This window comes from Halomonas sp. KG2, assembly GCA_030440445.1.
Lineage (GTDB): Bacteria > Pseudomonadota > Gammaproteobacteria > Pseudomonadales > Halomonadaceae > Vreelandella.
Map to the genome: position 1 here is coordinate 1,032,797 of CP098528.1, position 12,615 is coordinate 1,045,411.

The 12,615-nt window shown below is 50.4% G+C and carries 11 protein-coding genes; 9 read left to right on the forward strand and 2 right to left on the reverse strand.

Features of this window, described 5'->3' with window-relative positions:
• Positions 1-86 precede the first annotated feature (86 nt).
• From NDQ72_04725 to NDQ72_04750, 6 genes are all read left to right on the forward strand, one after another.
• Entirely contained in the window at positions 87-1,004 is a 918-nt protein-coding gene (locus tag NDQ72_04725; GenBank protein ID WKD30348.1) for an ABC transporter substrate-binding protein, read from the forward strand.
• A gap of 329 nt (positions 1,005-1,333) precedes the next feature.
• Positions 1,334-1,864 carry a sigma-70 family RNA polymerase sigma factor gene (locus NDQ72_04730; protein WKD29259.1) on the forward strand — a complete coding sequence of 177 codons (531 nt, stop codon included), beginning with the start codon at positions 1,334-1,336 and terminating at the stop codon, positions 1,862-1,864.
• A 3-nt stretch (positions 1,865-1,867) separates the two neighbouring features.
• The gene (locus tag NDQ72_04735) at positions 1,868-2,851 is read left to right on the forward strand and encodes a FecR domain-containing protein (GenBank protein ID WKD29260.1); all 984 of its coding nucleotides are present in this window, start codon (positions 1,868-1,870) and stop codon (positions 2,849-2,851) included.
• An 87-nt stretch (positions 2,852-2,938) separates the two neighbouring features.
• The gene (locus NDQ72_04740; protein ID WKD29261.1) at positions 2,939-5,362 is read left to right on the forward strand and encodes a TonB-dependent siderophore receptor; all 2,424 of its coding nucleotides are present in this window, start codon (positions 2,939-2,941) and stop codon (positions 5,360-5,362) included.
• A gap of 89 nt (positions 5,363-5,451) precedes the next feature.
• Positions 5,452-6,351, forward strand: coding sequence for an ABC transporter substrate-binding protein (locus NDQ72_04745; GenBank protein ID WKD29262.1), 900 nt, complete (start codon positions 5,452-5,454; stop codon positions 6,349-6,351).
• Between the two features lie 168 nt (positions 6,352-6,519).
• Positions 6,520-7,131 carry a LysE family transporter gene (locus NDQ72_04750; GenBank protein WKD29263.1) on the forward strand — a complete coding sequence of 204 codons (612 nt, stop codon included), beginning with the start codon at positions 6,520-6,522 and terminating at the stop codon, positions 7,129-7,131.
• A 15-nt stretch (positions 7,132-7,146) separates the two neighbouring features.
• Here the strand turns inward: NDQ72_04750 and ltaE are convergent, their stop codons facing one another.
• Positions 7,147-8,154: a low-specificity L-threonine aldolase gene (gene ltaE, locus NDQ72_04755; GenBank protein ID WKD29264.1), complete on the reverse strand. Its 1,008-nt coding sequence runs from the start codon at positions 8,152-8,154 to the stop codon at positions 7,147-7,149.
• Between the two features lie 98 nt (positions 8,155-8,252).
• On the opposite strand from ltaE, the gene speG reads away from it, so the two are divergent.
• The 3 genes from speG (at position 8,253) to NDQ72_04770 (ending at position 11,192) form a co-directional block, all read left to right on the forward strand.
• Entirely contained in the window at positions 8,253-8,777 is a 525-nt protein-coding gene (speG, locus tag NDQ72_04760) for a spermidine N1-acetyltransferase (protein ID WKD29265.1), read from the forward strand.
• A gap of 785 nt (positions 8,778-9,562) precedes the next feature.
• Positions 9,563-10,390 (forward strand): alpha/beta hydrolase, encoded by an 828-nt coding sequence (locus NDQ72_04765; protein ID WKD29266.1) that lies wholly within the window; start codon positions 9,563-9,565, stop codon positions 10,388-10,390.
• A gap of 34 nt (positions 10,391-10,424) precedes the next feature.
• On the forward strand, positions 10,425-11,192 hold the full coding sequence (locus NDQ72_04770; protein ID WKD29267.1) for a metallophosphoesterase: 768 nt from the start codon (positions 10,425-10,427) through the stop codon (positions 11,190-11,192).
• 9 nt (positions 11,193-11,201) lie between these two features.
• Here the strand turns inward: NDQ72_04770 and NDQ72_04775 are convergent, their stop codons facing one another.
• Complete coding sequence (locus tag NDQ72_04775) at positions 11,202-12,578, reverse strand: PLP-dependent aminotransferase family protein (GenBank protein ID WKD29268.1); 1,377 nt, start codon at positions 12,576-12,578, stop codon at positions 11,202-11,204.
• Between the last annotated feature and the right edge of the window lie 37 nt (positions 12,579-12,615).

The following is a 12,615-nucleotide window of genomic DNA, read 5'->3' on the forward strand; positions in this document are numbered from 1 at the left end:
GTAATCTAATGCAATGTGTTTTCTCTTTTTTATCGAGATGAAAGGGGTGTTGCATTATTAGTGATTTTTATCAGCTGTAGCGATTGATGAAAGGGAGGATCATTATTTTTAAGTTAATAAATATTTTTCGAATGTTATGTACAACTTTAGTTGCTTTTGTGGCTTTTCCTGGTACCCACTCTATAGAAACCCAAGCAAACACATCTTCAGCTGTCGCAGCTTTTGATCTTCCAATCGCTGAGACGCTGATTGAATTAGGCGTATCTCCTGTCATCGTTACGCAAGAGAGTTCCTTCAATTTCTGGACAGGCAATACCTACGAATCCTCTCATGTGATTGAGTCTGGGCTGCCAGGGCCGAATATGGAACTACTCCAACAAGTTTTGCCTAGCAGGGTTTTACTTGCACCTTGGCAAGCTAACCAGGATGTACAGCTTTCGTCCATTGCTCCAGTTCATGTTGTTGATAACTATCCTTATACGGTAGAAAACAATGTTTGGGACGGGCTATTAAAATTCACATATGAACTTGGTGAAGTAGCCGAACAGCAGCAGCAAGCAAATCATCTTGTCCAAGAAACTCAGGCTCGGTTGGCCAGCCTGAGAGAGCATGTCACGAAAGGCTGTACGCCTTTGCTGTTCATACAGCTACTGGATGAAAGACATATCCGTGTATTTGGCGATAATAGTTTTGTGCATGCTGTTTCTCAGCAACTGGGGCTGTGCAATGCCTGGAAAGGTGCAACTAATCAGTGGGGGTATGCCCAAGTAGGCGTTGAGAATTTATTCGATACTGAGGCCAGATTAGTGATTATCAGATCCTATAATTCAGCTGGTCTCGAGGAGCAAATAGCTCGTACTGCTTTATGGAGTTACCTGCCCAGTGTAAGACGCGGTGATGTCATTGTGCTTCCTAGCACTTTCTGGATCGCTGGAGGACTTCCCTCAGCCCTCCGCTTCGCCGAATCCCTCGTTGAAGCGCTGGAAACGCCCACTGCACTTTAACGCAATCTATTTCCCTACAGGTTTTGATATTGCTAATACGCTGGGTGTAATGGGAGCAATCACGTGTTGGCTGTGCAAGCTTTTGGTCTTTTTTGGGGCCTTTTTAGCCTAGGGGGGGAAGGCTGGCGCACAGCTAGTGTCGCGGTTATCACGAACCTGAAAAGTGCCTTCGAATCGAAGTGAAAGTCGCATCCAACCATTAGCGCTATCTGGCGAACTCGCCAGATACATAAGCTCACAAACCCATGGCAAGGGCTTGTATCCTCCTGGGTCACTCAGTATGATGGAAATAGTTATCATTTGCATGATTTTGAGGCCTGAAAGTAACCATGCCGTCTGGGAAATACCCACTGCGCGAGCAGGTACATATCCTCTATTCCGACCACCACCCCTGGCTACTTGGCTGGCTGCGTAGCCGTTTGGGCTGTTCGCAGCAGGCGGCGGATTTTGCTCAGGATACTTTTGTACGCATTCTGGGGCGCAGCGATGCCGAACTCCAAATTGAGGCTATCCGAGAGCCACGAAGTTTTCTGACGACCATCGCCAATCGGGTTCTGATTGATCATTTCCGACGCCACGCGCTGGAAAAGGCCTATTTGGAAAGCCTAGCCTTGCAGCCGGAATCGGTTGCCATTTCGCTAGAAGAGCAGGCCATCATGCTGGAAATGTTGCACGAACTGGATGCCATGCTCAGCGGCCTGGGGAGCAAAGTACGGCGAGCCTTCTTGTTATCGCAGTTACAAGGGATGCGCTACGTAGATATTGCCAATGAATTGGGTGTATCGCTCAGCTCAGTCAAAAAATACATGGCCAAGGCTACCGAGGCGTGTTTGCTCTATGAACTGGAAGCGGGGCTGTAACCTTTGGCTTCCACAGCCCCTCATGAAGTGACCCAGTCTCGGCGGGAGGCGCTGCAAGCGGCTGCGCACTGGTATGCACGCCTGTGTTCGGAAGAGGCCGGGCCAGCAGACGAACAGGCTCTGCAGCAGTGGCTAGACAGCGACCCAATACATCAGTGGGCCTGGCAGCGGGTCGACCAATTGCAGGTACGGCTTGGTCGAGTGCCGAACCACTTGGCACTGAACACACTGGAGCGTGCCGAACAGCACTTCAGTATGAGCCGGCGTAGTGTATTGAAAGGTTTGGCACTGATGCTGGGCACGGGGACTCTGGGTGTGGCCGCCTACCGCCACGCCCCCGTGGAGCTATGGTTTGCTGATCATCACACGGCCACAGGGGCAACCAAACAGCTAACGCTGGCAGATGGCTCCCGCCTGATACTCAACACCGCTTCGGCTGTGGATATCCGCTTTAATGCCAACGAGCGCTTGGTAATATTGCGCGCAGGCGAAGTCATGGTTACCACCGCTAGTGACAGTGCCGCGAATCCGCGCCCCTTCATTGTGCAAACGCCGCAGGGCAGGGTGAGAGCCCAGGGGACGCGGTTCGCGGTGCGGATGCTGGAAGCAGAAACCCAGGTCGCTGTGTTCGAGCACAGCGTGGAAGTGACCACTCGCTCGGGAGCTCAAAACCAGTGTCTTGCCGGCCAGCAGCTTACCTTTACCGTCGACACTGCTTCCCTTCCGACAGAACTATCACCCGCGGATGACGCTTGGACACGCCAGATGTTAGTGGTGCAAAACATGCCTCTGGATGCGTTTCTTGCTGAACTGAGCCGCTACCGCACAGGCGTTTTACGCTGCGCGCCCAGCGTGGCTAATTATCGTATTACTGGCGCTTTCAGGGTAGACGACACCGATCAGGCGCTGCATGCGCTGAGTAAATCATTCCCGGTATCGGTCAATTTCCGTACGCGTTATTGGGTGACCGTGGACGAAGAAAAATAATTTTTGCCAATGACGGTACCTTTGGAGTTTCCCGTTCGACTTACTGGTTAAAGACGCATTTTTTTGTTGCTCACCAGAGGGGAACCCATGCACCACACGACATTTACAAAATCCCGGCTCACTCATGCGGTTAGCGGCGCAATGCTGTGTACCACGCTATCACTACCCGGCGTGCTGCTGCCACTGACTGCCCACGCCCAGCAGCAGTCTCAACAACAGCTTCAGCAACAGGATGAGCAAGGTGCGCAGCATTTTGAAGTGCCCGCTGGTGACCTGGGCAACGCCCTCAGCCACTTTGCCGCCAAGTCCGGCGTAGTCATCTACTTCGATGCCAGCCTGACCCAGGGTAAGCAAACACGCGGGCTATCCGGTGACTACAACGTCGAAGGTGGGTTGCGGGCACTGCTCAGCGGGAGTGGTTTGTCTCTGGTTAAGGAAGCCGATGGTAGCTATCGATTAGTGGAACAGCCTGCGAATGTGGAACTCTCGACTGTGCGGGTTGAGGCTGAGTGGATGCAGGAAACCGCCTACGGGCCAGTACAGGGTATTGCTGCCACCCGAAGTGCGACCGGCACCAAGACCGATACACCGATTATTGAAACGCCACAGTCTATCTCGGTAGTTAGCAGTGAAGAGTTTCAAAACTATGGGGCTCGTAACTTTAATGAGGCCTTAGCCTATACTCCCGGCGTATCAAGACAGGAAGGGGTTGACCGTACCACTGAAACATTAAGAGTGCGCGGGTTTACCATTAATGAAAATTATCGTGACGGCAGTAAATATCAAGCCAACACCTACGATGGGCAGCAGGAACTCTATGGCCTGGAACGTTTGGAGGTGCTTAAGGGCCCATCCTCGATATTGTATGGGGTAGCTGCTCCCGGCGGCATGATCAATGCTGTGAGTAAGCGGCCTACCCTAGAGCCTTTGCGTGAGGTGAATATTGAGGTGGGCGGCTATGATCGTCGCCAGATCTCTGCTGATTTCTCTGATGCTTTCGATGAGGATGGTGTGTGGTCATATCGCCTGACCATGCTGCACCGGGATAGTGATACGTTTATCGATCATGTGCCGGATGATCGCACCTATATTGCCCCTGCTTTAAAATGGCAGCCAAACGAGAGCACTTCACTCACTCTACTAAGCGAGTATCAGCGCGACGAAACGGCCTATGTTTATGGGCTACCTACCAGTGGCACCATTGTTTCTAATCCGAATGGTGATATTCCACGGGAACTTTTCACCGGAGAGCCCGGCTTTGATGCGTATGATAACGAGCGCTATTCGATTGGTTACTTGCTCAAGCACGACTTCTCTAACAACCTCCACCTCAGTCATAGCCTGCGTACCTTCCGGGCTGATCGAGATTTTCCTCAGATAGGGCTTGGTCAAAGTATTGATCATCGGATTTATGCCCGGAGCGCCCAGGATCGCCGCGATGCCTCATCGGGCTTGACCTCAGATACCTCCTTGCAATATGACTGGCAGACTGGCAATACCACCAATACCAGCTTGATAGGAATAGACTACACACGACAACGCCATGAAACAGAGCGCTACAACCGAACTGTGTCATCGCTTGATTTATTTGATCCTGTTTATGGTAGTGGTGAGCTAGGTGAACCTGTTCCTTTTGCATGGTCATCCAAGCAACGCAACGAGCAAGTTGGCTTGTATGCTCAAAATCAAATGAAAATCGCTGACAAATGGGTTCTCTTATTGGGAGGGCGTCAGGACTGGACTGAATCGGAGACCTCACCCTACTTTGGCTCCACAGAGTGGAGTCGTGAAACGGATAATGCTTTCACTGGACGTGTAGGGGGAGTCTATCTTGCCGATAACGGTTTGGCGCCTTTTATCAGCTACAGCCAGTCGTTTGAGCCCACTAGTGGCACGGACCGTAATGGCAATCGGTTTGATCCCACGCGAGGAGAGCAGTATGAGCTGGGTGTTCGCTTTCAGCCGGATGGCTGGGATACGATGCTCACCGCCACCGCTTATGAGCTGACACAGGAAAACGTCAGCGTCACCGATCCGATGGACACCAGCTTCCAGACGCAAATAGGCGAGGTGCGTTCACGTGGTGTTGAGTTGGAAGCAAAGACAGCGATCGGCCCCAACGCCAACTTGGTCGCGGCCTATGCCTACACTGATGCGCGTACAACGAAAAGCAGCCCCGTTACGCCAGATCAGGTGGGCAGGAGAACAGCTAATACGCCCTATAACCAGTTCTCGTTATGGGGCGACTATCGTTTCGGTAATTTCGGCTTGCCAGGATTGAAGGTAGGGGGTGGAATTCGCTATGTAGGCCCCACCCGAGCGACCTGGGTCGAGGGAGAAGTGCCTGGATTTACGCTTATCGACACACGAGTAAGTTATGAAACTGGTCCCTGGGTTTATGCACTGAATGCCACTAACCTCACTGATAAAACCTATATCGAGTCCTGCACTTATGCTTGTTACTATGGCGAGCCGAGGAGCATCATCGGCTCAGTAAGTTATCAGTGGTAACGTCATTACCAAGAGAGACAAAGACAGGCGGTTGCACCGCCTGTCTTTGTTTTATAAGAGCCAAAATAGACAAGATATTGATGATCTATATGGGTAATTTACTACCATCAGACCGTATGATTTTTATCCTAATTATATTTTTACCGCTATTCGCCTCATTCGCTAACGCTGAAGAGTCCAAAAAGCTAGTCACTTTTGACTATGCCATTGCAGATACGCTTTCTGTTTTGCAACAGCCTCCTCTGGCAATGGCTGGTTTAGAGCACTACAGGCAGTTAAACCAAGAGCACTTATTACCTAATACCCATGAGCTTGGGCTTAGGTTTCAACCCAATTTGGAATATCTGGCATCATTGGAACCTGATGCCATTCTGATTTCACCACCGGCCCACTTGAACTTAGAGGATAAACTTTCCCGTATTACTGATGTAATAAAAATTCAGCTATTTGGAAAAAACTTAAATATTTGGCAGAACCTTGAACAATTGACTAGAGAAGTGGGGGAACTTAACGGTCAGCAACGGCAAGCTCAAATGTTAATTGACTCTGTAGACGCTAGGTTATCACTAATAGCCACACAGATTGAGAGGCCTGTAAACCCTTTGTTGATCGTTGAAATTCGGGATGATCGTCATGTCCGGGTCTATGGGGCTGGCAGCCTAGAAGACGCGGTCTTGACAAGACTCGGATTGGAGAATGCCTGGCAGGGCTCCACTAACGGCTGGGGGTTCAGTACATTATCAATCGCGGAAGCGTTTAGATTAGAAGGCCAGAAGGTTGTTCTTCATCCGTTTTATACGCAAGATCAAGACTCAACTTCAACATTGCCTACATCGGGGCTATGGCAGCATTGGTTGGATGGTACAGCGTTAAGTATCAATAGAAATTACTGGCCATGGGGAGGATTCCCCTCAGCTCTCCGCTTCGCCGAGTCGCTTGTTGAAGCCTTGGAGGCGCAAGCTCAAGCGCCCGCTGACGTTGCTGGCTAATGACACTGTTCAATCACCCTGTATCATTTCCCAAACCATCAATACGGTTTCTATATAAGCAAAACTAATGCCCTATTAGCAGGATGATTTTTAGTTATTCAGGTTGCCCGCTATCTTAGTGCCACGATTCTTTAAAGCGACGCTAATTCTGGCACTGGGGACAGGGCAATGTGGGAAAGTTACTTAACGGGCTTGGTAGTATCTGGCGGTATCATCATGGCTATCGGGGCGCAAAATGCTTACGTGCTGGGGTTGGCAGTACGCCGTGAGCATCACTGGTGGTCGGCGGGGCTGTGTATGAGCGCGGATATTATCTTGCTAACCGCTGGTATGTTTGGTGCCAGCGCGTTTTTACTGACAATGCCGAACGCGATGGAAGCCATGCGCTGGGTAGGCGTAGCGTTTTTAAGCTGGTTGGCTGCACAGGCATTACTGCGGGCTGTTAGCGGGCGCGCAGGATTGGAGGCAGGTAGCGTAAAAGCGCGCAGCTTGCGCGGAGTACTGTTGGCGACCTTGGCCGTGACGGTATTGAATCCCCAAGTGTATCTGGACACGCTATTGTTAATTCCTGCCATTGGCGCTCAGCAGGAGAGCGCGGGTGTGTTCGTCGCAGGTGCATCGACTGCCTCTGTTCTTTGGTTCAGCCTGTTGGCGTGGGGCGGGGCCGCGCTTTCGCCTTGGCTTTCCCGCCCGGTAGCATGGCGTACCATTGATGGGCTAATTGGTCTGATGATGGCGGTTATCGCAATACACTTAGCGCTGGGCTCTACGCTACTTTAACAGACCTCAAGCTGACTAGAGGCGGCTGAAGTAGCTCTGCATAACGGCGATTACTTTATCTATATCGGCATCATCAATATCACGGTGGACAACAAAACGCGTGGCGTAAAGTAGCTCAATCAAAATGCCATGCTCTTTCAGCCAAGCAGAGAGCGGCTGTACATGTTCGTCGGGAAAGTGCGCGAACACCATATTAGTTGCTTGAGCAGTAATCTCGACGCCAGGCAGTTTCGCTAAGCCTTCCGCCAAGCGTGCTGCACGGCGATGATCGTCGGCTAAGTCAGCGACATGATGTTCCAGAGCATACTGGCAGGCGGCGGCGATAATGCCTGATTGGCGCATGCCACCACCAACCATTTTACGCCAGCGCCGTGCGCGGTCGATCAAGGCTTGCGAGCCCACTAAGGCAGAGCCGATGGGAGCGCCCAGGCCTTTCGAAAAGCACAGCGACACGCTATCAAACGGCAAGCAGAGTTGTTTCAGTGAGGTGTCCGTGGCTACTGCGGCATTAAACAGCCGCGCACCGTCTAAGTGCGTTGCCAGCCCACGTTCGCGGGCCAGGTTAGTGGCTTTTAATACGTAATCCGTAGGCAGCACTTTGCCGCCAATGGTGTTTTCTAGCGCTAGCAGCTTAGTGCGCGCAAAGTGGAAGTCGTCGGCTTTGATAGCTGCGCTTATTTTCTCTAACGGCAGGCTGCCATCGGCGGCATTTTCAATTGGCTGCGGTTGAATGCTGCCTAACACTGCTGCGCCACCGCCTTCATAGCGATAAGTATGGGCTGATTGCCCCACGATGTACTCATCGCCGCGTTCGCAGTGGGCCATTAGCGCCACTAGGTTGCTTTGTGTGCCGCTTGGAAATAGCAGCGCCGCTTCCTTGCCTGTCTGCTCAGCCAGCTTTTCCTGAAACGTATTGACCGTTGGGTCATCACCCCATACATCATCGCCCACTGGAGCGGCCATCATGGCATCTTTCATGGCGGGGGAAGGCCGAGTCACCGTGTCACTGCGTAGGTCAATCATGTGGAACTCCTGTGATGACAAAAAACTCTTTTCGAGCATACTGCATGTCTAATAAGCGCGAAAAGCGAAACCTCAATACGTAGAGAAAGGACAGAGTTATGCTCGCCACCGATCTAAAGCTCCGTGCCCTGGAACGCAACGATCTGCGCTTTGTTCACGAGCTAAATAATAACCAGAGCATCATGTCGTATTGGTTTGAAGAGCCTTACGAATCATTTGATGAGCTGGAGGAGCTTTATAACAAGCATATTCATGACAACGCCGAACGGCGCTTTGTGGCAGAGGACAGCGATGGGCATGCTATTGGTTTAGTCGAGCTGATTGAAATCGACTACATTCACCGCAGCGGTGAATTTCAGATCATTATCACGCCAGATTATCAGGGCAAAGGGTTTGCCCGGTCATTAATCCGCCAAGCGCTGCACTACTCGTTCACGATTTTAAACCTACACAAAATATACCTGATTGTGGCGGTGGAGAACGTTAAAGCTATTCATCTTTACGAGGAGAGCGGCTTCATAGAGGAGGGCCATTTGGTTGAAGAGTTTTTCATCAACGGCAAATATCGCGATGTGAAGCGAATGTATATCTTGCAGGACACTTACTTAGCGCAGTTGGCTTGATAAACAAGACGACAACACCTCAGGCCGAAAACTAACCAAAGGCTGAGGCGTTGTTGCTTACTGCTGACTCATATAAGCAGCGATGGCGTCGAAAGCTGCGCGTTGCTGTTGGGCACGATTAGCCCAAACTTGCATCACATCCACTTCTATTGTCTGATCTTGAGCAGCGAAAGATGACATGGCGAGTACTCCTAATTCAGAGGTTGAGGGACGGTTCAGCCATCCTGGGCTCTAGTGACCCTAGTTTAGTTATACATAGTTTGCTTTGTGCGACGCAGCAAGTTAGCTGCGGGTTAAAGTCTATGCGCATTTCAGCCCTTAAAGCTAGTCCTAAAGATGTAGGAAAATTGCTATGGCGTGTAAGAAATGGCTTACAAAATCAATGGCTGATCATCTACATCCTTGAATGGAAAAGATTTTCATAATATAAAAAAGCCGACTAAAAAAGTCGGCTTGTGTTGTTATCTTTTCGTCTATAGGGGAGAGATGGCGATAAAAAATACTTCTTTTAGCCGAAATAGGCCGCTAATGCTTCATTAGCAGCATGCTGCCAATGGGCTTGACGGTGCCAAAAAGCGAGTACCTCGTCATCTTGTGTCGATAATCCGAATGTAGAGATCATAAGGTGGTCCTCCTATTGGGACACACCTAGAGTATAGGCTATTTTTGTTGCGGTGCAGCATTTTAACTATTGTTAACAAAATAAACGGTGCACAATCTTATGTACCTAGAGTGGTATGCTGATGACATACCTATAACTAATCAATAAAACAACGAGTTATATCATGGTGCCAACAACTGCCGATTTTGACACTCTCAATCCTGAGCCTATCTTCCAAGACCGCTGGGTGGCAACCCCACGTGGTCGCCTGTTTACTCGTGCTTGGGAAACGTCTCATTTGCGCTCGGACGTGCCTATTGTCCTGCTCCATGACTCGTTAGGTTGTGTGGATTTATGGCGTAGCTTTCCCGCAGCGCTATGTGCGGCGACCCAACGACGAGTGATTGCTTATGACCGTCTAGGGTTTGGGCGCTCCGATGCGTGCCTAGCGCCGCCACTGCTGAGCTTTATCGACAATGAACCCTCTACTAGCTTTGCGGCACTTCAGAACGCGTTTCAGTTAACGCATTTTATTGCGTTGGGACATAGCGTTGGCGGTTGTATGGCGGTGCACTGTGCAGGGCAGTATGTAGAGCAGTGCCAAGGAGTGATTACTATTGCAGCGCAGGCGTTAAATGAGCCACGCACGCGACAAGGTATTGAAGAGGCGCGGGCTGCCTTTCAAATGCCGGAACAATTTGCCAAATTAGAAAAGTATCACGGTGATAAAGCTCGTTGGGTGCTGAATGGCTGGATAGACACGTGGTTACATCCAGCATTTGAACACTGGTCGCTTACGCCCGCTCTTCAGCACGTTCACTGCCCCACGCTGGTGCTTCATGGTGAAAACGATGAGTATGGTTCGCACCGCCAACCTGAACGCATCGCTCGCTATACCCGAGGTTCTGCACACACTGAAATACTGCCGGGCGTTGGGCATGTGCCCCACCGTGAAGAGGAAGCTGTGGTGGTTCACTATGTTAGAGAATTTATTGAGCGGCTTACGCCATAAAACGACCGTTACACAAGGAAATGTGAGGAACGCTATGCGCTTGCGAATTTTATCCGACCTTCATTTGGAGTTTTTTGATGGGGGACGTGAATTGCCAGAAGTAGAGGCCGATCTCATTATTTTGGCGGGTGATATTCACCAGAAAACGGAAGGGCTTGCCTGGGCCAGACAACAGTTTCCAGAAATGCCTATTTTATATGTGCTGGGCAACCATGAGTTTTACGGTACCTGCATGCCGCTACTTCGTGAAGAGCTCACCATCGAAGCCAAGCGCTACAATATTGAGTTGCTAGATAATCGAGCGGTGACTATCGGGGGAGTGCGTTTTTATGGCACCACGTTATGGACTGATTTTGCGCTCTATGCCGATGACCCAACGCACAACCCAGCAGAGACCGACGCTGAAGCGTTACGTTACATGCCCGATTTTAGCATCGTGACAACAGCTCCAGATCAGGTCTTTACCCCTCAAGCTAGCCAAGAATTACACGTTGAAGCACTTGCTTGGCTTAGTAACGAGCTTGAGCAACCCTTTGATGGGCCACGCGTTGTTATTAGCCATCACGCACCTTTACACCGCTGCATTCCCGAACAGTATCTGGGCGATGCATTGTCCCCAGCTTTTGCCTCCCACCTGCCTCAATTGATGGGCAAGATGGACCTATGGGTGCATGGCCATGTCCATGAACCCGTCGATACCTTATGTAACGGCACGCGTGTCATCGCTAACCCAGGCGGTTATCCCGATGAGTTTACGCCAGCTCTATTTGAACCGAGCTTGGTGGTTAACGTTGATTTATAGGTTATTGAATTATCCTTCAATAAACCCTTTCGCTCTTGGATCCTGCATATAAGCAACATTGAGTCGCCGCCAAGGCGTTGGTTGATGATCGGCAAAGAATAAATGTCCAGGCGACAGGGTAACTTTCCAGTCATCAGCCAGTTCACTCAATCGTTCAGATGTTATCGCTGCCGGTGGCTTTGCCCACACAAACATCCCGCCGGTAGGCTCGGTATAAACATCCCAATTAGCACGTTTGAGCATCGCAAGCGCCAGGGACATGTGGTTGGCAAGCCTAGCACTTAACCGCTCCGTCAGCTTTCGGTAGCTACCGTTTTGAAGCATGGTGGTAATGACTTGCTCTGCAAAGCGTGAAGAAGAAATGCTGGTTAGCATTTTGATATCGACAATGCGTTGCACCATTGAAGAAGGCGCTGCGATATAACCAACGCGCAGCGAAGAGGAGAGGCTTTTTGAAAAACTGCCCAAGTAAATAACCCGGCTAAGGCCATCTAACGCGGCTAAGCGAGCACTTGGCGTATGTTGAAAGTCTGCGTATATATCATCTTCTATCAGTTTGAAATCGTACTGCTCGGCTAATTGTAATAAGCGATGCGCAATGGTGGGCGTTAACGTTCCCCCTGTGGGGTTTTGAAAAACGCTGTTGGTATAAAAAAGTGTTGGCCGATGCTCTGCAAGTAATTCTTCTAAGCGTTCAAGATCAGGGCCGTCGGCTAAGCGAGGCACGCCGATAACACGAACGCGTTGCAGATGTAGCAGGCCAAATAGGTTGTAATAGCCTGGTGATTCCACGAAGACAACGTCTCCGGGTTCGAGAAGCAAGCGCACCAATAAATCTAGCGAATGACTGCTGCCGCTGGTGGTGACAATTTGCTGATGATTTGCCGTGATCGCTAAAAGCCGAAGTCGCTCTTGTATTAAGTGCCGTAACGCCGTGGGGCCTTGGGGGGTACTGTATTCAAAAATGTCCGCGCGATTCATGCGCGCAACTTGGCGGATCGCATAGGTTAAATCATCGCTCTCCCGCCAATGACTGGGTAACCAGCCACATCCAAGGGGCAGGGCCGTCTCATCAGCACTAAAAAGCCCCCAAAGCCCGTTGGTCACTTCCTGCAGTGGGCTGGAAACTGTTTGGTGCTCACTTGGTGGACTATCGGCAACAAAAAATCCTGCCCCCGGTTTTGAACGGACCAACCCTGACGCGATTAAACGCTCGTAAGCTTCAATAGCCGCATTGCGGCTAACGTGATGTGTCGCAGCTAAATAGCGAATAGAGGGTAGGCGGCTGCCATTACCAGGTTTGTTTTGTTTAATCCAAGTGCTGATCGCCTCTTCAAGTTGCTGTGCAATAGGCGTATTGGCATGCCGATCAACTTTTAACTTCATATATAGTCCTGCTGGATCAACTGTTCATTAAAAAATC

Coding starts and splice junctions, on each gene's coding strand:
- ltaE (WKD29264.1), bottom strand. CDS start 8,154: ATGATTGACCTACGCAGTGACACGGTGACTCGGCCTTCCCCCGCCATG.
- NDQ72_04725 (WKD30348.1), top strand. CDS start 87: ATGAAAGGGAGGATCATTATTTTTAAGTTAATAAATATTTTTCGAATG.
- NDQ72_04765 (WKD29266.1), top strand. CDS start 9,563: ATGGTGCCAACAACTGCCGATTTTGACACTCTCAATCCTGAGCCTATC.
- NDQ72_04730 (WKD29259.1), top strand. CDS start 1,334: ATGCCGTCTGGGAAATACCCACTGCGCGAGCAGGTACATATCCTCTAT.
- NDQ72_04770 (WKD29267.1), top strand. CDS start 10,425: ATGCGCTTGCGAATTTTATCCGACCTTCATTTGGAGTTTTTTGATGGG.
- speG (WKD29265.1), top strand. CDS start 8,253: ATGCTCGCCACCGATCTAAAGCTCCGTGCCCTGGAACGCAACGATCTG.
- NDQ72_04740 (WKD29261.1), top strand. CDS start 2,939: ATGCACCACACGACATTTACAAAATCCCGGCTCACTCATGCGGTTAGC.
- NDQ72_04745 (WKD29262.1), top strand. CDS start 5,452: ATGGGTAATTTACTACCATCAGACCGTATGATTTTTATCCTAATTATA.
- NDQ72_04775 (WKD29268.1), bottom strand. CDS start 12,578: ATGAAGTTAAAAGTTGATCGGCATGCCAATACGCCTATTGCACAGCAA.
- NDQ72_04750 (WKD29263.1), top strand. CDS start 6,520: ATGTGGGAAAGTTACTTAACGGGCTTGGTAGTATCTGGCGGTATCATC.